We start from the raw sequence: 19,595 nt of genomic DNA, 5'->3' as shown, positions 1-19,595 counted from the left end.
ATATCTAACATACTCTACTTAAGTCGTAAAGTTGTAAATATAGTCTGGAGCCTTATTTGAATAAAAAAAAATATAGGTCTGTAAGAACAAAAAAATCTATATATAAAATAAAGAGACCGCCTTTTGAGTGTGTTGCTCTTGTATTACAAGGTGGAGGAGCATTAGGTTCCTATCAAGCTGGAGTCTATGAAGCTCTGGATGAGGTAGGACTTTATCCTGATTGGGTAGCTGGTATTTCGATAGGTGCAGTTAATGCGGCAATTATAGCAGGAAATCCAGTTCAAAACAGGGTGGCACAACTTAAACTTTTTTGGGAAACTATTTGTACCAACTCTTTAATTGATTGGTCAAATTTATTTACTTCAACAGCCTATAATTTTGAGTTTAGCTTGTTCAATCAAGCTAGCGCATGGGCTAGTATAATCAATGGTGTTCCTAATTTTTTTATGCCTCGCAACCCAGCGCCTTTTTTCTATCCTGATGGGGCTATTGAGGCAACAAGTTTTTATGATTTAACTCCTTTGAAGGCAACATTAGAGCAGTTTGTAGATTTTAATAGAATTAACAATGAACCTATTCGCTTTAGTGTTGGCGCAGTCAATGTAACTTCAGGTAATTTCACCTATTTTGATAATACTACACATAAGATTTGTCTAGAGCATATCATAGCAAGTGCTTCACTCCCGCCAGGTTTTTCAGCGACCGAGATTAATGGCGAGTTCTATTGGGACGGAGGATTAATTTCTAATACTCCGCTTGAGTGGGTAGTTGAAGGTGAAACACGTCAAGATACCCTTGCTTTTCAAGTCGATCTTTGGAACGCGCAAGGGTCTTTACCGCGTAATATTGCTGAAACAATGACTCGGCAAAAAGAAATCCAGTATTCTAGTAGAACACGTGCTAGTACAACCAACTTCCAACGGTTGCAAAGTATTCGTTGTGTGCTTGTAGAGCTTCTTTCTAAATTACCACCTCATTTATCCAAAAGCAAAGAAGCAAAATTTCTAGAGAAAATAGCGGACCATAAAGTATATAATATAGTGCAATTAATTCATCGTCCAAAATACTACGAAGGACATGCTAAAGATTACGAATTTTCTCTTGCTATGATGAGAGAACATTGGAAAGCAGGTTATGTAGATACTATGAAAACCTTACAGTATCCCGAAATTTTTATACCGCCAAATCACGAGGAAGGGGTATTAACTTTCGATTTATCATAAATAAAATTAAATAGCTCATATTACTAAAAATTTTATTATAATTACTTAAGATATACCTATGATAAATACTTTCGATAGTCGCGCTATCTTGTGAAAGATTTCAGGACCTCCTAATCCCCGAAATCGACTCGCCAATGCACGAGGTATTTTAGCTGCAACCGTCCTAAGATAATCCTGTACTCACAAGGTTGCTCTGTCTCAAATACACGATAACAAAACGGGACATTACAATGGCAGGCTCTATTCTCGGGATTGATATATTTAAAAGCAAATTTAATGTAGCACTATTGCCCGAAAATAAAGTTAAATATTGAGTATTTACTAAAAATTTAAAAGGATTTTCCGAACTTATATATTTGAGTGGTAAATAAAAAATATCTGTACGCTTCAGGCGTGTATGGAAGCTAAGCACTTATGGTGAGGCTCTTGCTCTTCATCTATTTCAGGCAGGATTTACAATCAGTATGATCAATCCAGCTCGAATTAAGACTTTTAACATTACGAAAAAAAGCTAATAAAGCAGATGCCAATTTAATTGCTCAATTTAGCCTTACATTTGAACCGCCTTCATTGGCATCCTACAGTCCCTGAGCTTTGTGAGTTACAGGCGTTAGTTCTATTTCTTTACATAATCAAGTTCTCCATAAAAAGATAATTAATAAATATATTGAGAAAGATCCTAATTTGAAAGAACAACAGACGCTATTAAACTCTATTCCCGCGTTAGGTGAAGCCAATTTTTAGCTTTTATAGGTGATGTTTCTCGTTTTAAAAATGCTAAGCAACTTGCTCCCTTCGTGGGCTTAAATCCAAAACAAAAAGTCTCAGGCTCCTCTAATCGGGAATGAACATTGCTTTCAAAAAAAGGAAGCGCCTCATTGAGAAAAGCATTCTATATGCCAGCTTTATCAGCTAAACGGCATAACCCAATCATTCATCAATTTTGTGCTCAACTTACTCAACGAGATAAAAATGGAAAAACCATTATTTTTGCTGCTATGCGAAAATTACTACATATCATTTATGGTGTTTTAAAATCAAGATTGCCTTTTAACCCTGCATTAATCTAATACCTTGACAGTATGTTTGAGCACGGTATCTGCGTCCGGCACGTTTCCCTGGACGGGCAAGCGTCTGCCTCCCACAATGACTCTACGGCTACAGAAAGATTTTTAAATTTTCCTGTACACTGATTGAAAAATCGCAGCCTATCGCGGTCTCTACGCCTCCGTTTTCAGTCTTCCATGACGCGCAGTATTGGTTGTGTTTTAACTAGATTTCCGCCGTTTATAACATAGAATTGATTTGACGTCAGTTTCGAAAGAGGCCTATTATGTATTCGGTAAACTTTGTCCACATTGGCTACAAAATTGTGCATCAAGCATATTAAAGCTTGACAGCTTTGACATGGTACGTTTTATTGACCTTGATGACCATAATTGCCGTATTTATTTTTTCATCTTTGATGAGATTTTCCATGTTTATTATGAGAGACCTTATAATTTCTTCCATGATGGCCATTTAGATAATTATCAAGTAATCCTTTCAAAAAACTCATATTAAACCTCCTCATCATTATCCTCAGTAAAATGTTGCAGCATATCTTGTAAAATACAACGTATGTGTGTATCAAAAATACGATAATAAATATGTTTGCCCTGCCTATGTGAAATCATTAAACGAGCAGAGCGTAATAAACTTAAATGATGACTGGTTAACGGTACAGATAGATCTAGTTGAATTGCTAATTCAGATACGGCTTTGGGTCCTTCTTCCAAACATATCAAAAGAAGACGTAACCGGTTAGGCTCACCCATTAAATGAAGAATGTCGCTTAAGGTGGTAATTTGGTCTTGAGTTAACATTTTTAATTAAACAATTAAATAAATATTTAACTATAAATGTAGTCTACTAATAAAGATTGTCAAATTAGCCTTCTCGTTAAACAATAGTAACCGGAATATAGATTATAATCTTCAAAAAATTTAAATGGATATAATTATGGCATTTAGGTGTTTATTTAATAAAGTATGCCATTAATTTTGGGTATGACCTCCAATTAATGTACTCTTTGCTTCTTATAAATAACTAGCAAATTTCCGCCAGACTGATCAAACCTGCTTGATTAATACGCTCTAAAAATTGTTTCCAGCGACCTTTGGTTGAAATCAATGCTCTTAAATGCAGAACCATTGAAATACCCTGATTTTTCCACTTCATTCCTGATTGGCAGAGACGTTGTTTAATGAGAGTTTTGCAAGCTGCTTCGGTCACTCCCGAGCCAATGGGCAGATTTTTTATCTGATAGAAGTTATAATCCATGCGTTGTCTTTGATTTTTAAAATAGGTAATCGCACTTTTTAGTTTGTCAACAAGCCCTTGTTTTTGTCTATTGGGTAGCATGTTGCTCATTTCATTAAGCAATTCAGAGGCTACATTAAGACCATGTTTTAAGCGGTGACAGGCTAAATCAAGCCAAAGTTTCCGTGTTGATGTATCGATTGGATGCATGGCATGAGAAGCTTCTGCAAGATATTGGGTTGCATGAAAAAAATCAAGGGCTTGATATTGGGTATGGCGGTCTAAAAATCCCAATTCACTCGTGCACCATCAGCAATACCCACATAGGTGGTTCTGTCGAAAATTGTATACGAAGTTGAAAAGGGGCTTAATTAAGACGTAATTAGGCCGCAAGCTCATAAAATTGCATCCAGGCTGGAGTATCTTGTGCGCTAACCATTTGTCCTTTTTTCAACATTCGATGAAGCTCTATTCCTGCAATGGTAGCTTCTGCCGAGGCAAAGGATTTAAATCCGAGAGTATATTTTGTTATTTTTTTAATGCCGCGGTGATCTTGCTCAATCAGGTTATTGAGATATTTTATCCGCCTCACCTCAATAAATAAGTGCCATAATCCATGGATAAAAAGAAGTGAATTGATTCGCTCCAAGGCGGCGGTATTTGAGCCTGATTTATCAATGTTGACCTTCTCAGGCATGCCACTAGAGCCTATAGCTTTTTCGAAAAACTTCAATACAGCAGGGCGGTCGCGACGTTCTGAAAGCATAAAATCAATGGTTTTTCCCTCTTTATCAACAGCGCAATAAAGATAAACCCACTTACTATTCACCTGGATGTAAGTTTCATCCATTCGCCAACTTTTACCTACCGGTTTTTTCCTTTTTCTAAAAACCTGCTCTAACTGAGGCGCATAGTGAACAACCCACTTTTGTACCGTGGAATGATCCACTTTAGTTCCTCGCTCTTCCATCATTTCTTCAATAGCACGATAGCTCAATGGCAGAGCAATCTTCCATCTGACAGACATTAATATTATGTCTTTTGGAAAATGACGTCCTTTAAAACTGATCATCTTATGCCCTTCTCTACTAACTTCAGACAGTCATTATAAAATACATCATCTATTTTCGACAGAACCCTAAACAATTGAGCACCATTGCTCGTACAAACCACTCATTATCTACTAGTTTCAACTGAGCTATTTGCAGCAGCTGACTCACTTCATTGGGTGACAGGCAAGGGATAAGCACTGCTAAACATTTAAGCGCTACTTTTCGTACCTTCCAATTATGGCTCTGTTGCAAAAAAATTTCCACTTTTTGAAAGTGAGATTTTTAAGTTAAATATTCCCTTTTTTTCTCTTTAAGTGGGAATTAAATTTATTACTTTACCTTTCTTCAGACCTGCAAGTGGAAAATATTTTTTTGATTTTTACGAAATTAAATTTTTGCAACAGAGCCTAAAAAAGGACAATTCAATGCGTGGATGTATGGTCTTGGATTCAACAGATTAGTGCAACTTTTGTATATAAAAGAGGCAGGATAAGAGAGTAAACTTCCTGCTGTTTTAGTACAGGAGTTGTAAATGAGTTACAAGCATTTGGATTATCTCAAGCGGTGTAAAATTCAAGCGTTTGTGCATGCAGGTTATACGCAGCAACAAATAGCCGATGAGCTAGGGGTCCATAAGTCAACGATTAGTAGGGAGCTTAATCGTAATCTAACCTTTATTCGCACGCGCTTAGGATATTGGACCTATAAGGCAAATTACGCGCAGAAGTATGCGGATGATAGGCAACGAGATAAGCCCAAGTACATCAAAGTCAATGAGGAGATTAAGCAGTTTATTAGGGAAAAGATAAGCCAGGACTGGAGTCCTGAACAAATTAGCGGCTATGCTAAACGCAAGCAGTTATTTAGCTTAAGTCATGAGTGGATTTATCAGTTTATTTTAACGGATAAAAAGCACGGCGGTAGCTTATTTAAACACTTAAGGCATCAACAAAAGAAGTATCGTAAGCGCTATGGTGGCCCTAAACGTCAAGGGCCAATTAGAAACAGGCGATTCATTGATGAAAGACCTAAAATCGTTGATGAAAAAGCGCGAATTGGTGATTGGGAGATTGATACCCTTATTGGCAAGAATCGTAAGCATGCTGTCGTTTCAATCGTTGAACGAAAGACTAAGTTTACTATCCTTAAAAAGGTTAACCAGAAAACCGCTGAAAACGTAAGCTTAGCCACGATAGATGCTTTAAAACCATATACCAACTCGGTTTTATCCATTACAGCTGATAACGGCTCTGAATTTGCTTATCATGAGAAGATAACCGAGCAGTTAAATTCCGATTTTTTCTTCGCTCATCCTTATTCATCTTGGGAACGTGGACTTAATGAAAATACCAATGGATTGGTACGACAATACTTAAAAAAAGGCGCAAGCTTTGAATCCATAACTGATGAACACTTAAAAGCAATTATGGAAAAATTGAATGACAGACCTAGAAAAACATTAGGCTTTAAATCACCAGCTATGTTATTTTTACCGCAGACAGCTGATGAAGAAAAGGTGGTTGCATTAGCTTGTTGAATCCGCCGGTACTCGCAATGAGGTATCCTTCATCAATGAACAATTCGGTATTTACAGTTGAGATCTACCTGAAATTTAACTTTTCTTAGCTTTGCTAGTCTTTGCAACGCAACCTTAAATTTTACTCTTAATTCACTTTAAGCTAACTTATATTTTTTTAAATGTTACTTAACAGCGTACCAATGATTTAAAGGTAGAAAATAACTTTAGAAAGACTCTGCCATCTTAATTTATGCTAATTCCTTTGATTATAATAGATAAAAAAAATATTATTAAAAATAATAATATAAGGATAATGTTACTTGAAAATATATTTACGGGGCAATCATTATCCATACTTGCTTGATTTATATGGCGAAACCAAAATATCCAAAAAATAAACAAAAAAAGAAGAAGAAAAATAAAATAATTATTATGGATAGTGAACGCATAAAAAAGGAAACAAAGAATAGAAGCCCAAGCTGAAATTAATGATAATTTAGCTGTAATCTTTCTATTATAATTACTTAAAACTTTTCGAGACAGATAACTGTTATTGGCCATTTCTCGTTCCCTTTTCATAAGAATAATAGAAAAGGATAAAAAAAATACGATACCATATGACCAAAAGAAAACGCTCGATTGCAAAGCAATAACCCCCACGCAAAAACGCAGGACAAACCCTAGGGCAATACATAAGGCATCAATAATTGGTATGCTCTTTAATTTGAAAGTATACGCATAATTTAAAATAATATAGCAACTAATAACACACATTACTTGAAATTGTATAAGGAAAAAATAAAAGAGAATCCCATACAATACACATAAGTAATACATCGCCTTTCGAGGCAATATATCTCCAGAAGCCAACGGCCTGTTTTTGCATTTTATTGCATGATTTTTATCTGTTTCTATGTCATGGATATCATTAACGATATAAACTGTAGATGAAGCAATTATAAATAAAAATAACGCCAAGAAAAGTGATCCCAGCGATTCGACTGAAGGACTCGATTTTAAAAAACCCAATGGTAATAGGACAAAGATATTTTTTACCCATTGATTAATTCGCAGCAATTTGACTAAGTGATACAAATTATCTCTGAATTTACTTTGCATAAGTTTACTTAATGATTACGACTGATAATAAATGAAACTAATACTTTTAATTGTGCAGAATTAAATTCAAAATTATTAATATACTTCCTGGCCTTGTGAATTATTTCATTACAACAAGCGACCCTGTCAAGGGTTAGTGCATCAGCAGCTAAATTATCACCTAAGCTATAAATAAAGCTTGCACGTAGGCGCTTTCTTCCATTAAGTACAGCATAATACATCGCATCATGTAGTAATTCTGCTTCATCTTTAGGGTTAGGTAAATACAGCTTTAATGCATTATTCACTCTAATTTGACATTGCTTTATATACGCCAAAATATCCATAAAAGCTCCTCTTAACAATAGGAGTATAGAAGATAATAAATTTTACCGCCTAGATTTTACAAATATTGCAATTAGGTAGGTAATAACGAAATTTAAATCAATTCAGTTTTTTGGCTAAAAGAGAAAGAGCCGGTAAAAATAATAGAAGTTAATCTAATAACATTCGTCACTAGTTGATTTAAATTTGATCAACTATACTCATTTTATAAATGAAGTGATGGAGAACATAGTGGCTTTCGAAGTTAAAGTTAGTGCAAAGTGTATCTTAGCTAGAGAGCATCTTATCCTTGAACGTGGGTATGCGATTGTTGCCCCATTGAATCATTATCACCTGATGTTGAGCTATGAAGCTAATAAAATAAAGACGATATATACTATTGAAATCAGCAGGATTTTTTAAACTCATTAAAATACGTCTCAAATATTGGCAAGTATACTACCTTTTAAAGACAAAAATATTTCTTAATCTCACCTCAAGTTTCCTTTTCTCTTCTAATTTACTAAAAATTGAAATTGATTTGGTTGTGAAATAGTTAGCTATTCAACTCATGATTCCTGATTTAATCTGCTAGCTGCTAATTGTCAGCTTAAATTAACTGTGCTAAGGTGGTTTTACTGAAATTAGTGTTTAATAGTCTTAATAAGTTGTCTGAATTCTGGTTTTCTATTTGTAAATAATTAATGATTAAAGTAGAGGATCTAGTAATGAGTCAATATACTATTTATATAGCTAATTTACCCTTTAGCACCACGGAAAACGAAATTGAAACTGAATTTTGTAAGTTTGGTAAAATTGTTGAGCTTTATCTAATTAAAGATCGTTTCACAGGTTATTGTAGAGGAATGGGCTTAATCACTTTTTCTTCTCAAAAGGAGGCTACCAATTCTTTGGAGATGCATGGCCAGCAGTGGTATGGACGAACATTAAAAGTTACTGAAGTTCAAAACCGGGCTGCGTTACAAAAATAAAGATTGAGATATAATGCCCATTTTTTTACAGAGCAACCAACGTCTAAAAATCTGGTAGATTTTAAATGGCGCCACTTCATGGTGAAGTGATTTTGCAATGTGTCCGTTGGTAGTGCAAATATGGTATCAGTTATCGCGATTTAGAAGAAATGATGGCGGAGCGTGCTTTAACAGTTGACCACACCACCGTTTATCGCTGGGTTCAGTATTATGCACCTGAGCTAAAGAAACGATTAAATTGTTATAAAAAACGCTATTCTAGCCGTTGGCACTTGGATGAGACCTATATCAGAGTGAAAGGCGAATGGAAATACTTGTATCGAGCCATTGATGAAGGAGGTAACACCATTGATTTTTATCTATCGCATCGGCGCAATGCCAAAGCAGCTATTCGATTTCTGAAAAAACTAATAAAGAACAATCCTACCTGCGACGTGAGTGTCATTAATACCGATAAAAATCCCGCCTACAATCAGGCTATTCGGGAATTAAAACAAGATGGCAGTCTTTCTAAACACGTTAATCATCAACAAATCAAATACCGTAATAATCGCTTGGAATCAGACCATGGCAAACTTAAACGGCTCATTAATCTTACCTTGGTTTTCAATCGATGAAAATAGCTCTCGCTAGCATTAAAGGCTTTGAAATCATGCGCATGTTCAAAAAAGGACAATTCAATGCGTGGATGTATGGTACTCGCAATGAGAAGTCCTTCATCAATGAACAATTCGGCATTTACAGTTGAGATCTACCTGAAATTTAACTTTTCTTAGCTTTAATAGTCTTTGCAACACGACCGAAATAACTAGTTAAAGGCAATTAATATACTACCTTCTTATTTTTGCAACAGCACCTAATAAAGTAAATATTTTTAAGAGTTTAATTACAGTATGCCTCTTGCTTAAACTAAATATTGCAAAACTTAGAAGTTTTGCGACAAATCACCCTATTCCGTATTTATCGCCTAAATGTTTCGTAAATATTAGAGGCACTGCCGTGTGCATATCCATTTACAAACTTCTATTCACTCTGGTAAACAAAACGGTCGTTTCCTTTACTCTTTCCACAACACACTAACTAAACCCAATTTAAAAGACATCTTTCGTAAAGAAACGCTGGAAAACAATCAAAGTAAAGAATATACTGTAAACACAAGACTTCCTTTACTTTTTAAGAACTTAACTATGAAAATTGGCTATGCTCGGGTCTCAACCTTAGAACAAAACTTAGATTTACAACTCGATGCGTTAAAGCAAGCTGGTTGCACAAAAATTATTACCGATGAAATGAGTGGTTCGGTTGCCGACAGACCTGGACTTAAAAAAGTTAAAGAATTATTACGTGAAGGTGACACGCTCGTCGTTTGGCGATTAGATAGATTAGGTCGAACGCTTAAACATTTGATTGAATGGATAAATGAGCTACAAGCCCAAGGTGTAGGCTTTGAAAGTTTGCAAGAATCGATTAATACGACCACCTCAACAGGCCAGCTCATTTTTCACATCTTTGGTGCCTTGGCTGAGTTTGAACGTAACCTGATTCGGGAACGCACCAAAGCAGGTCTTGCCGCAGCCTATGCACGTGGTCGCTTAGGCGGCAGACCCAAGCAATTAGAACCGAGCAAACGTAAACTTGTCGTTAAACTCTATAAAGACCGTGAACATACCGTCCAAGAAATTTGTCGGATAATGGGTATTTCTAAGCCAACCTTGTATCAGTATGTGCGTGAGCACGATGAGTAAACAGGCCAACATAACTAATTATCTTGGTTTGGCTTTGAATGTGAGTAGGTTAATGCTTGTTTTAAGTTAATGTGCTAAATAACCATCTATACCTGTTGCTCTACTGTTAAACAACAATATAAAATCTAAGCAACTGCTCAATGCCTTTAAAATAAAGGCGTTCTCTCCCCTTCTCCACATGCTTATCCACCGTTTTTGTGGATAAGGCATCAGTGTTGTGAAATGCTTGACCCAAACAATCACCAATAAGAGCTATCTTTAACGCTATCTTAAATACATTAAACAGACTACTCTTCTTTTTTACTAAGCAGCTAACGGATTTGTTATTGTGTTGTCTAAAATATCACTTTTTATTTTATTTTCGAGCAATTTTATGTATTTTGGACGTATCTTATCTATCAAATAGCATGTTAGTTGCCCGAGATTGAAGCCAAAAACAGCAGCATAACCAGCACGTGAGATTGTATTATCAGATTTCATCTGACTTCGACTCGCCGATTGTGTAAAACAAGGGAGGTTGCAAGAGCGGGAGCTTCTTTGGGCGCTTAAATGCTCGTCTTCGATGAGGCAAGTAGATATCAGTCACATTCAGTTGGATTAATAACTGCTCATTATCATAAGTAAAATACCTTCTATCCTTGGCAACCGATGCAAGGGTACGCTGTCCAAATAGCATTCTATCCGTATAAAGCATTAACGGCAGTGATTGGCCATCAGGCATCTGCAGGTTAAGCACATAAATCCCTGTTTTGATTATAGGTTGCCAATTTCTTTTCAAGCGCCGCTTGTTCATCATAAAGACAAGCCAGTTTAATCGCGCTATTATCTATAAGCTCTTTATTGGCATGTGGTAACCCGGCATGATAATCTTTTTCCATCATCTGCAGATAACAACCTTCGGAATGAATGTCGTGATTTATTTGTCTTAATTTATCGACAAGGTCATGGGCTTTAGGCGTTGAGCGCCTATTTATAGCGTTTTCTGGCGCATGAAATCGATTTTCATGTTCATCACTGAATTCAAGCCGTGCTCTAATTTCAGCTATTTTTTGGGGATTGGTAATACCTAAAATTTCACGTTCCAACTTTTCTGCTTGTATCTTGCGTGCTTTGACCTCTTTTTTCTCTTTAAAAAGTTGTCCGATGTGAGAATGATTATAAAATCCTTTCGGTGTAGACCACCGTTTACTTCGCAAAATAAGTGAGATGGCATTTAGCTTATGCTTAAAACTTTCACAATTCTTAAATTGCTTGGGATCAGTTGCTGCAAAAACGACCTCGGCAAAAAGCTGTTCAGGATCTGAGATTAAAAGTTGATGTTGGTGTTGAATATTAAACAGCATGCCTTTAATTTGATTTTTAGCCTCGTCAGTAATGATGCCTTCTAATTCTTTTTCGTATTTAAAATCGTTGATAAAATTTTTATTCGGTTTTTTATTACGGCTTTCTTTACCAAAATTAACATTATCCGCTTCACTAATAATATTAGTAAAAGCATTATAATTTTTATCTTTATATATGGAAGGTATCGATTTTGACTTTTCGATCGTCTCGATTTGATTTAATTGTGAGCTTGATGATAAAGAATCGCCCTCTTGTGCAGGCTGACTTGTTAACGTTTTGGCGTTTGAATTTTGCTTGATAAGTCCAAGCAGTTTATCGGTAATTCGAATGTAGGTTCTTTTCTTGACTTCAAACTCGTTAGGATTGTTATTTTTATTTTTAGCACAAAATGTACTGCGTCGTTCAATTAAGCCTAGGTCAGTAAATTCTTTGATGTATTTTTTTAACGTGCTTAAGCCAATCCCTACTGCTAAGGCTATGTCTTCATAAGGTCGCATAAACCAAATAGCATCAGAGTCTTTTAGTCTGTATTTGGAGTTTTGCCACCAGAAAATAAATTGGTCGAGCAAATAAGCTTTTTTAGGGCAGCTGGTTAATGTCCGCAGCAAATCGAACCTTTCATGGAAAATTGCACAAACGTTCCCCATAGATAATTTCCTTATCTTTGTTGTTTTTTTAAGGGAACGAAGCTAATATTTTTATTGGAGATATCTAAAATATTTGTAACTTTGAAAGTTTTAAATATTTTGAGTTTTAGCTTCATTCCTAGCTATGTTTTGTAGTTATGAAGAGTTGCAGCTCTTCATAACTACAGTGCTTATCCTAATTCTTCATTTTTCGTCTCTTTAGAATATAAATAATTAATTTTTTATAAGTTTATTAATATTCTTAGTTTTTTTCTTTTAATCGTCAAATTATGTAATCGATTGAAAAAAAAAGATTTTCCTGATGGTTCGCCGTGATATTCCTGATAGTTCGCCAAATTATTCTTGATAGTCCGCCAAACTATTCCTGATGGTTCGCCAAATTATTCCTGATAGTTCGCCTCGGTTCTTAAGAAAATTATTCGTTGGATTGAAATAATCCCCCCTTTTTCTCTATTATATTTAACTGAATTCTTGATGGTTCGCCATTTTTTTGCCAGATGGCTTAATATTTCATACCAGATAGTTCGCCATTCTAAGTTAATAATAAGAAAATTCTGAATTAATGAGCATAAAAGTAGTTTAAATAGAAAATTATTAACCTTAGTTACCTTAAAAATATTAATAATTAGGGAATAAATAAGCTCAATTGGAGCCTAAAAAAAATTGATGGTTCGCCATTCCAAGCTTCCAAGTTTCCAAGGTTTGCTTTATACTAGATTTTAAATTTTGGGATAAGGTTAAATGGAATGGAGCAGTCAATAATTGATGTCGACCGTGGCGAACGGTTAGCTAATGAGTCAATTGGTATAGATTCATTAAAGAATGAAAGAAATTTAATGCTTTTTCCTTTTTGCTCTACTTCTAAGGCATTACGTTTTAAAACTATTAAATATACATCTAAAGATAATAAATTTTCACTTGAGGTGACCGCAAATAATGAATATGGAATGGTAAAAATCTGGGATTTTGATATTCTACGATTCGTATTTTCTAAAATTGATACTATTGCAAATAGAACTGGTCATCACCCCTCCTCTGTTACCTTTTCAGCCTATGAATGTTTAAAATTTCTAGGTAGAAATCCTAAGGCCGGAAAAAATGTTAACTGGTTGAAAGAAGCTCTCGATAGGCTGGCGAGTACAACTTATAAAGGGAATATATTTAAAGATGAAGGGAAGCATGTAACAGGTTTCACCTTAGTGAAATATGAGTATGTGGAAACAGCTCGAGGTATTGACAAAATATCTATTTCATTAGATGAAAGACTAGTTTCATCATTAAGAAATTCGAACTCTTTAGTCACAATAAATGAGCGTGTATTAGAAGAAACATCCGGTCTTAAAAAAAGATTACTTGAATTAGTTGCACTAAAAGTGTCCTTTGAAGGTATCTGGATTATTTCAGTTGAAGAACTGCAGTGCTTGTGTGCAAATAATTGGTCCATAGCTAAATTTAAAAACGAAGTGAAGTCTTTTCATGATTTACCTTGGAGTGTATCTGAAATTAAGGTGAACGACGAATCATGTATCCGGTTTGTTAAAAAGTAAATGCTACGCGCGTAGCATAAAAAGTAAAAAATAATGGGGGTATTATGGTTGCAATAGTTATAGCTGTTTCACAAGGCAAAGGAGGGGCTGCAAAGACTACCACGTCAGTTAATTTAGCAGGAGCCTTAAATGAAATTGGATACTCGACATTTCTTTTTGACTGGGATATTAGTAAACCTGATGCAGTTAAATGGAAAGGTGATGAACAATATATAAAGTGGATTAAATCAATTAATAAAGATAATCCAGTAAAAGATATTGAAGAAGCTAAATCAAATTACGATTTTCTTATTTTTGATACGCCCCCAAATTATGAGCAGAATGCTTTTAAAGCAATTATGGCTTCTGATTTTGTCATCATCCCTACTTCCATTAATTATCTAGATCAAGAAAATGCTAAAGACGCAATATCTGTACCTATGTTAGCAAAAAAACCTTTTAAAATATTGATGAGTAAAGTGAAGAAAGGGACAAAAGAAGGGAAAGAGATACAAGAAACTATTTATAAGCAAGATGTAAGCTTCAAAGTAATAGTTACTGATAGAAATGTCATTGCACAATGCCCTCGAAGTAGCCAATGGATTGGTCAGTTTGCTAAAGGAAGCGATAGCCATGAACAATTCCTTGAATTAGCAAGAGAAGTGATTTCTTGGACAGGAATTAAAGAAAAAAATAGATTATACGAGGTGGCAGAATGAGTACCGATTTTTTAAGTAATATTGTTAGCAAAATGCAACAAACCCAAGCTGATCTAGATTTGATAACAAAAAAAACGGAGTCAGCCGAAAGAGTAGTAAAAAAGGATCCTCATGAGATTGGAAATTGGGAGTTTAGAGATAGACAAGAGTTTGAACTTGGAGATATTGAGGCATTATCTACAAGTATTAAATCTAAGGGGCAGGCACAGCCTATTATTATAGTAGAAGTAAATGATATATTTAGAGCTAAAGATAATACTGCTGTAAAATATGTGGTTATAGCTGGCTATAGAAGATGGCTGGCATGTAAATTAAAAAATATTCCAATAGATTCGATTATCCGTAAATTAAATTTTGAACAAGCTATCTCTTGTTTAGTTTCTGAAAATGAAAAGGAAAAGGTATCAGACTATTCCAAAGGAATGTTTTATTATAGCCTTCTCCAAAAAGAGCGTGTAACAAAAAAAACACTATATGAAAGATTGGGGATTAATCGAAGTGTATTTGATAACTTTCTTTCATTTGCTGAAGTGCCTAAAGAAGTGTGGGAAGCAGTGAAGGATATGAGAAATGTTTCAGCTAGATCCTCAGCTACTATTAAATCTATCTGTCAAAAAGGGGAAAAAGAAAAAAATGCCATTATTTCCATTGCAGATAAAATTGCTTTAGGGATCGGCGAAAAAAAAATTACTGCTCTTGTTGATAAAATACTTAATGAAAAGGGTAGATTAGCTAAAAGTGCTACGCGCGTGGCATTCTCTAAAAATATATTTATTGAGGTAAAGAAAGACTCACTTACCTTAACAGCAAGAAAAATTAAGAGTAAAGATTTAGAGACTTTGCAAGAAAAGTTAAGCGAGTTATTAAAAAGCTATATAGCCTAATTCAGTTAATATTTAATCTCAAATGAGGATTATATGTCTAACAAAACTAACACAGAAACAAATAATGAAATAGTAACCTTAAGTGTTGATATTCCTTATGAGTTAAAGGATAAATTAAAATTTAATTCCTATAAGGAAAAAAGAGCAATAAAAGATATAGTTAGAGTTGCTTTAGAGGAATATTTAAAGAAACATGAGAATTAATAAATATTAATTATAATTATTGCTCCTTGTTCCTTTAAGGACATTTAAATTATTTCAAATTTACTTTATGAATCAAAATAAAAAATTTTACGCCTTCTTTGAATATTAAGTTAAGAAAAAACGTTAGTTAGACCAAGAATAGAAAATGGGATTATTGATAATACATCCAGGCATTAAGACATACCTTATTTAAACATGCAGAAAGTGGCATATATTAGTTTTTAGGCGGTTAAAAGAAGCTTTGTTTAAAAAAAGATAGACAAGAAGTAATGATAAAGGAATTGGTGGAAATTAAATTTCTGAACTGGTGATGAAATTGAGCTGGCAAGGATTATAATGCTATAGTTCGTGATGAGGTAAGAAGAACATACACAAGAGGAACCATTCAATCCTCCTTAGGGAGTTATTTTATAGCAAAGTCACTTTACTAAGCTCGATAGATAAATCTCAATAACCGACTATATTTAATTGGTGGTTGTTTTTCACATAAGCAAATTGGATTTATTTATATTTCGCTTTTCTTTTGCCTAAACGAAGTAATATTAATTAAATTTTAAGGTGGAATTAGATTTTGTTTCAAATTGAGTTACAAGTAAGAGATTATGAGTGCGACTTTCAAGGTATTGTAAATAATGCAAACTATCTTCATTATTTTGAGCATGCAAGACATACCTTTCTAAGCACAATGGATATAAATTTTTTCGAAATTACCCAGAAAGAAATATATTTAGTTATATATAGAACAGAGATTGATTATCTTGTACCTTTGACTTATAAAGACATATTTAAAGTTAATGTAGAATTTAAACGTATATCGAATTTAAGAGGAACATTTCATCAAAAAATAATGGTAAATGATGCTATTTACACTAAGGGTGTATTTTTTGTAACTGCATTAAATAGTAAAAAAAAACCTATAAGCCTTGATTTTATAAATTTAAATCATGTATGAATTAATCAAATGTATATTAGTTGTAGTAAATCCATTTTTTTCTAAAATTAAATTAAGATTAGGAATTTCTAGGGCGCTGCCAAGTTTATTAAATGAGCCTAGATATCCTAATTTAATTGCTTCAAAAACTGCATGGGTAATATTGGAGCAATCTAATTTTTTTATAGATGATTTTCTGTAATCATTTACGGTAGCATTAGAAATATTTAGTATTAATGCAGTTTCACTAGAAGTTTTACCATTTGCTGCCCAGAATAAAATATCCACTTCACGTTGTGTAAGTGAATTTACATTATGTAATTTATTTAATATAACACTTTTTCTGTAGTACTTATCATTTAAAATGAGAGAGTTTTTATAAGCTGGATGATTAAATTTAATTAAATCCTCAAATTCATCAACAAAATAAAGACAAAATTCATTAAAATTAGTATGAGTATTTTTATAGAAAATTTCATAATCATTAATTATTTTATTTCTTATCGCACCAAATATAAATATACATTCAGGGCATCGTCGAACTATATAATAGCCTCTATATATTGAAAACCGTTCTTCAAGTTCTCTTTTTAAATTTAAAGTAACCGAATTGGTTTTATCACAAATATAAAAATCTTTACCAGTAATTACCTTATCACTATAACTAAAATCTTCTTTATAAAAATTCTCACCATAATAAGGTTTTAGTAGGTGATACATATTAGATAAAACGAATTTTTGGTTATTATTAAACACAATATAACAAACAAAATATTCCATATTACATTTATTTAATTTTTCACAGATTGTATTAATTTTATTTTTGTTTCCGAGGCTTAAAATGTAAGGAATATCCATTTGATTTCTTCAAATTATAGCAAATCGAGAATGAAATCCTAAATATCATTCAATGTCAACCCTGAAATGTAAGGGGTTTAATCGTTATCTAAAAATGTTTTAATTCGCAAATCTTTTATTTAAGGGAATTAAATTGGAATCGAAAAGCAATAAAAAATATCCCAAAGTCTATATCTCTTTTCAATTATCTGAAAAAGCAAATCAGTTATTGACAGAGTCTTGTCAACGTTCAGGTCGTAAAAAGATTCCAGAGGCAGCATTGCGACTAGAAGATCACCTATCTCAATTTCGCTCTATCTCCGAATTAAAGCAAACAGTGCCGTATGAAAATTCTGAAAAATTAGAAATGGAAATTCAAGATGGCTGTACTTCGAATACATAAAAAGCAACAAAACTTTGTCATTCTAGATAAAACCTGTTTGCAAGATAATCATCTCTCTTGGGGTGCTAAAGGTCTTCACGCTTACTTGATGTCTTTACCGGATGATTGGCGGGTAAGAGTGGATGACTTGCAGACTCGAGCTACCAATGGCCGTGATTCGGTTCGTAGCCTCCTCGCAGAGTTAGAACAAGCAGGGTATATTTCTAAATCAGAGTGTAGAAATACTATAAGCGGCAGATTTGCAGGAATCGAGTATGTTGTTTATGAAATTCCTCAACCCAAACATGAAGACGAAACACCAGCGCCTGAAAACACGTCTTCGGTGTATCCAAGCCCTGAAACCCCGGCGCCTGGAAATCCGACGACGGCTAATCCGACGCTATTAAATAATAAGAATAATAATAATTTATTAACTAAGAAAGCAGCAGCAAGCAATGAGCAAAGAAGAGAAGCACCCTTTAAGCCTAATAAAGCTGCTGCTGCTTTTCTTGATAAAAATAAACTTATTTCAAACAAAGAAACAAATGAGCTTGCAGTAAGGGATATTCCTAGTTTATCTGAAGAAGATTCTCTCGTAGGGTGCATGCTTACCGATAATCAAGTGCAACGTATTAGAAATTTCGTTCAAACACTTAAGGTAGCTAATGAACAAGTACTTATTGAAGAAGTGACCTATTGCTTAGTAAGCCAAAAACACTTCAAGGCTTGTGGTCAAGATTTTGCGCGAAAGCTCAATGCCATACGTGCCGTTATTTTACGTGGTGATTGGCAGCGGCCCGTTGAACTAGTACTCAAAGCAAAAGAGAAAACCAACATTGCGCTAGAGCACTTGGAAAGAGAGCTTCAAGAGACGCATGCTGAAGCATTGCACTTTCAACGACTTCTCTCTGATGCGAAATTACCAGCCATCACAAGAACTCAATTTGAAGACATTTTAACGAAAGCTAATCTGAAAATGAGCCTACTTAAACAAGAAATTTGTAAGAACTCGCCCGGACAAGAGGTAAGGGCCAGTTAAAAATTAATTTAGAGGCGCGACAACCATTTGTTAAAAACAAAAGAATCAGGGAATGAAGAGCATGGCGAATCAGGGGATAAAAAAGAGTGGCTGGGTGTGCGGTAGTTAAACTGATTAGACACGTAACCTAGCTATTTAATTCGTAAATAAACCACAGCAATGCGTGATTAAAAATTGAGCCTTAAGCGCTTAAGGGATTTTTACAATCTAAAAATGGAGAAAGATAATGAGAATGGTTAAAAAAGCAGGCAATTTGCTTAAAAAAGGAAGTTTGGTGTTACCTCTGATGTTGTTAACAAAGGCCGTCTTAGCTAATGACTTATTGGCTAAAGCGCTTGAAGGTGATGTGAAAGATTCCTTAGGCAGTGGTTCGATGTTTTGGAAAGTGTTTATTTTGATAGACATTATTTTAGCCACTGCCATGGCCGTTAAAAGTAAAAACCCCATGGTGTTTGTGGGTGTCACCGCGGTTGCTTTTATTCCAGCCTTCCTTTTGAAAACATTTGTGTTTTAAGCGGAGAGAATAAATGGCAAGCAACATAAGCTATCAATTCTTAAGTCATATTGATGCGCCTAAGCGCGTTTTAACGTTAACGCTGGATGAGCTTATTGTAGCAATTTTAGGCTTTATGTTGCTGGTCATGAGTAATCAAAAAGTATTGGTGTCATTGGTTGGGTTGGGCTTATTAAGTGGCTTGCGGTATTTGAAAAAAGGGGAGGGGCCTAAAGCATTGCTTGTTCTTACCTATTGGTATTTACCCAGTCCCTTGATGCAGTTTTTCCTGCCTAAACTGCCTTTTTCCCATCATCGCCTTTATGTGGCTTAAG

General features: G+C 34.4%; 21 protein-coding genes and 3 pseudogenes. 15 read left to right on the top strand and 9 right to left on the bottom strand.

Annotated features, from left to right (window positions below):
- The first annotated feature begins 56 nt into the window (after positions 1-56).
- Both DYE47_RS15375 and DYE47_RS16525 read left to right on the top strand, forming a co-directional pair.
- Positions 57-1,223 carry a patatin-like phospholipase family protein gene (locus tag DYE47_RS15375; RefSeq protein ID WP_115304328.1) on the top strand — a complete coding sequence of 389 codons (1,167 nt, stop codon included), beginning with the start codon at positions 57-59 and terminating at the stop codon, positions 1,221-1,223.
- 746 nt (positions 1,224-1,969) lie between these two features.
- Positions 1,970-2,293, top strand: a pseudogene (locus tag DYE47_RS16525) (transposase); the annotation flags it as partial.
- A gap of 489 nt (positions 2,294-2,782) precedes the next feature.
- Here DYE47_RS16525 and DYE47_RS15360 read toward each other — a convergent pair.
- The 4 genes and pseudogenes from DYE47_RS15360 to DYE47_RS16660 all read right to left on the bottom strand — a co-directional run bounded on the left by DYE47_RS15360 (position 2,783) and on the right by DYE47_RS16660 (position 4,840).
- On the bottom strand, positions 2,783-3,088 hold the full coding sequence (locus tag DYE47_RS15360; protein WP_115304326.1) for an ArsR/SmtB family transcription factor: 306 nt from the start codon (positions 3,086-3,088) through the stop codon (positions 2,783-2,785).
- A gap of 223 nt (positions 3,089-3,311) precedes the next feature.
- A pseudogene (locus DYE47_RS15355) lies at positions 3,312-3,865 on the bottom strand (ISKra4 family transposase); the annotation flags it as partial.
- A 41-nt stretch (positions 3,866-3,906) separates the two neighbouring features.
- Positions 3,907-4,596: an IS6 family transposase gene (locus DYE47_RS15350; protein ID WP_115304325.1), complete on the bottom strand. Its 690-nt coding sequence runs from the start codon at positions 4,594-4,596 to the stop codon at positions 3,907-3,909.
- Positions 4,597-4,645: 49 nt separating this feature from the next.
- Positions 4,646-4,840 (bottom strand): hypothetical protein, encoded by a 195-nt coding sequence (locus DYE47_RS16660; protein ID WP_115304324.1) that lies wholly within the window; start codon positions 4,838-4,840, stop codon positions 4,646-4,648.
- 268 nt (positions 4,841-5,108) lie between these two features.
- Here DYE47_RS16660 and DYE47_RS15340 point away from each other — a divergent pair, with 268 nt between their 5' ends.
- On the top strand, positions 5,109-6,113 hold the full coding sequence (locus tag DYE47_RS15340) for an IS30 family transposase (protein ID WP_115302438.1): 1,005 nt from the start codon (positions 5,109-5,111) through the stop codon (positions 6,111-6,113).
- Between the two features lie 225 nt (positions 6,114-6,338).
- Here the strand turns inward: DYE47_RS15340 and DYE47_RS16655 are convergent, their stop codons facing one another.
- Together DYE47_RS16655 and DYE47_RS15330 are read right to left on the bottom strand one after the other, a co-directional pair.
- Complete coding sequence (locus DYE47_RS16655; protein WP_115304323.1) at positions 6,339-7,214, bottom strand: UbiA family prenyltransferase; 876 nt, start codon at positions 7,212-7,214, stop codon at positions 6,339-6,341.
- Positions 7,215-7,222: 8 nt separating this feature from the next.
- Positions 7,223-7,540 carry a polyprenyl synthetase family protein gene (locus DYE47_RS15330; protein WP_115304322.1) on the bottom strand — a complete coding sequence of 106 codons (318 nt, stop codon included), beginning with the start codon at positions 7,538-7,540 and terminating at the stop codon, positions 7,223-7,225.
- A gap of 705 nt (positions 7,541-8,245) precedes the next feature.
- Between DYE47_RS15330 and DYE47_RS15325 the strand changes: the two genes are divergently transcribed.
- The 3 genes and pseudogenes from DYE47_RS15325 to DYE47_RS15315 all read left to right on the top strand — a co-directional run bounded on the left by DYE47_RS15325 (position 8,246) and on the right by DYE47_RS15315 (position 10,254).
- Complete coding sequence (locus DYE47_RS15325) at positions 8,246-8,509, top strand: RNA recognition motif domain-containing protein (protein WP_115304321.1); 264 nt, start codon at positions 8,246-8,248, stop codon at positions 8,507-8,509.
- Positions 8,510-8,560: 51 nt separating this feature from the next.
- Positions 8,561-9,257: pseudogene (locus DYE47_RS15320) on the top strand (IS6 family transposase).
- A gap of 439 nt (positions 9,258-9,696) precedes the next feature.
- Positions 9,697-10,254, top strand: a complete 558-nt coding sequence (locus DYE47_RS15315; protein ID WP_115304320.1) for a recombinase family protein — start codon at positions 9,697-9,699, stop codon at positions 10,252-10,254.
- A gap of 469 nt (positions 10,255-10,723) precedes the next feature.
- On the opposite strand, the gene DYE47_RS15310 is transcribed toward DYE47_RS15315, so the two are convergent.
- A complete protein-coding gene (locus DYE47_RS15310; protein ID WP_115304319.1) occupies positions 10,724-10,990 on the bottom strand; it encodes a hypothetical protein in 267 nt (88 codons plus the stop codon).
- A complete protein-coding gene (locus tag DYE47_RS15305; RefSeq protein ID WP_115304318.1) occupies positions 10,983-12,245 on the bottom strand; it encodes a hypothetical protein in 1,263 nt (420 codons plus the stop codon). Before DYE47_RS15305 ends, DYE47_RS15310 begins: the two co-directional genes overlap by 8 nt.
- Before the next feature lie 746 nt (positions 12,246-12,991).
- On the opposite strand from DYE47_RS15305, the gene DYE47_RS15300 reads away from it, so the two are divergent.
- The 5 genes from DYE47_RS15300 to DYE47_RS15285 all read left to right on the top strand — a co-directional run bounded on the left by DYE47_RS15300 (position 12,992) and on the right by DYE47_RS15285 (position 16,530).
- Positions 12,992-13,792, top strand: coding sequence for a replication initiator protein A (locus DYE47_RS15300; protein ID WP_115304317.1), 801 nt, complete (start codon positions 12,992-12,994; stop codon positions 13,790-13,792).
- A gap of 44 nt (positions 13,793-13,836) precedes the next feature.
- Positions 13,837-14,490 carry a ParA family protein gene (locus DYE47_RS15295; RefSeq protein ID WP_115304316.1) on the top strand — a complete coding sequence of 218 codons (654 nt, stop codon included), beginning with the start codon at positions 13,837-13,839 and terminating at the stop codon, positions 14,488-14,490.
- The gene (locus DYE47_RS15290; RefSeq protein ID WP_115304315.1) at positions 14,487-15,374 is read left to right on the top strand and encodes a ParB/RepB/Spo0J family partition protein; all 888 of its coding nucleotides are present in this window, start codon (positions 14,487-14,489) and stop codon (positions 15,372-15,374) included. The genes DYE47_RS15295 and DYE47_RS15290 overlap by 4 nt, the downstream gene beginning before the upstream one ends.
- Before the next feature lie 33 nt (positions 15,375-15,407).
- Entirely contained in the window at positions 15,408-15,578 is a 171-nt protein-coding gene (locus DYE47_RS16130; RefSeq protein ID WP_160149922.1) for a hypothetical protein, read from the top strand.
- A gap of 571 nt (positions 15,579-16,149) precedes the next feature.
- Positions 16,150-16,530, top strand: coding sequence for an acyl-CoA thioesterase (locus tag DYE47_RS15285; RefSeq protein WP_160149921.1), 381 nt, complete (start codon positions 16,150-16,152; stop codon positions 16,528-16,530).
- On the opposite strand, the gene DYE47_RS15280 is transcribed toward DYE47_RS15285, so the two are convergent.
- Entirely contained in the window at positions 16,516-17,367 is an 852-nt protein-coding gene (locus DYE47_RS15280) for a helix-turn-helix transcriptional regulator (RefSeq protein ID WP_115304313.1), read from the bottom strand. The two genes, DYE47_RS15285 and DYE47_RS15280, sit on opposite strands and share 15 nt — an antisense overlap.
- 133 nt (positions 17,368-17,500) lie before the next feature.
- Between DYE47_RS15280 and DYE47_RS15275 the strand changes: the two genes are divergently transcribed.
- The 4 genes from DYE47_RS15275 (at position 17,501) to traL (ending at position 19,594) form a co-directional block, all read left to right on the top strand.
- Complete coding sequence (locus tag DYE47_RS15275) at positions 17,501-17,749, top strand: TraY domain-containing protein (protein ID WP_115304312.1); 249 nt, start codon at positions 17,501-17,503, stop codon at positions 17,747-17,749.
- Positions 17,727-18,767: a helix-turn-helix domain-containing protein gene (locus tag DYE47_RS15270; RefSeq protein ID WP_115304311.1), complete on the top strand. Its 1,041-nt coding sequence runs from the start codon at positions 17,727-17,729 to the stop codon at positions 18,765-18,767. Before DYE47_RS15275 ends, DYE47_RS15270 begins: the two co-directional genes overlap by 23 nt.
- A gap of 226 nt (positions 18,768-18,993) precedes the next feature.
- Positions 18,994-19,281, top strand: a complete 288-nt coding sequence (locus DYE47_RS15265) for a hypothetical protein (RefSeq protein WP_115304310.1) — start codon at positions 18,994-18,996, stop codon at positions 19,279-19,281.
- A 13-nt stretch (positions 19,282-19,294) separates the two neighbouring features.
- Positions 19,295-19,594 carry a type IV conjugative transfer system protein TraL gene (traL, locus tag DYE47_RS15260; RefSeq protein ID WP_115304309.1) on the top strand — a complete coding sequence of 100 codons (300 nt, stop codon included), beginning with the start codon at positions 19,295-19,297 and terminating at the stop codon, positions 19,592-19,594.
- Position 19,595 lies beyond the last annotated feature (1 nt).

The sequence above is a fragment of the Legionella beliardensis genome, from assembly GCF_900452395.1.
GTDB classification, from domain to species: Bacteria; Pseudomonadota; Gammaproteobacteria; order Legionellales; family Legionellaceae; genus Legionella_C; species Legionella_C beliardensis.
This window is presented reverse-complemented; position numbering and strand designations above follow the sequence as displayed.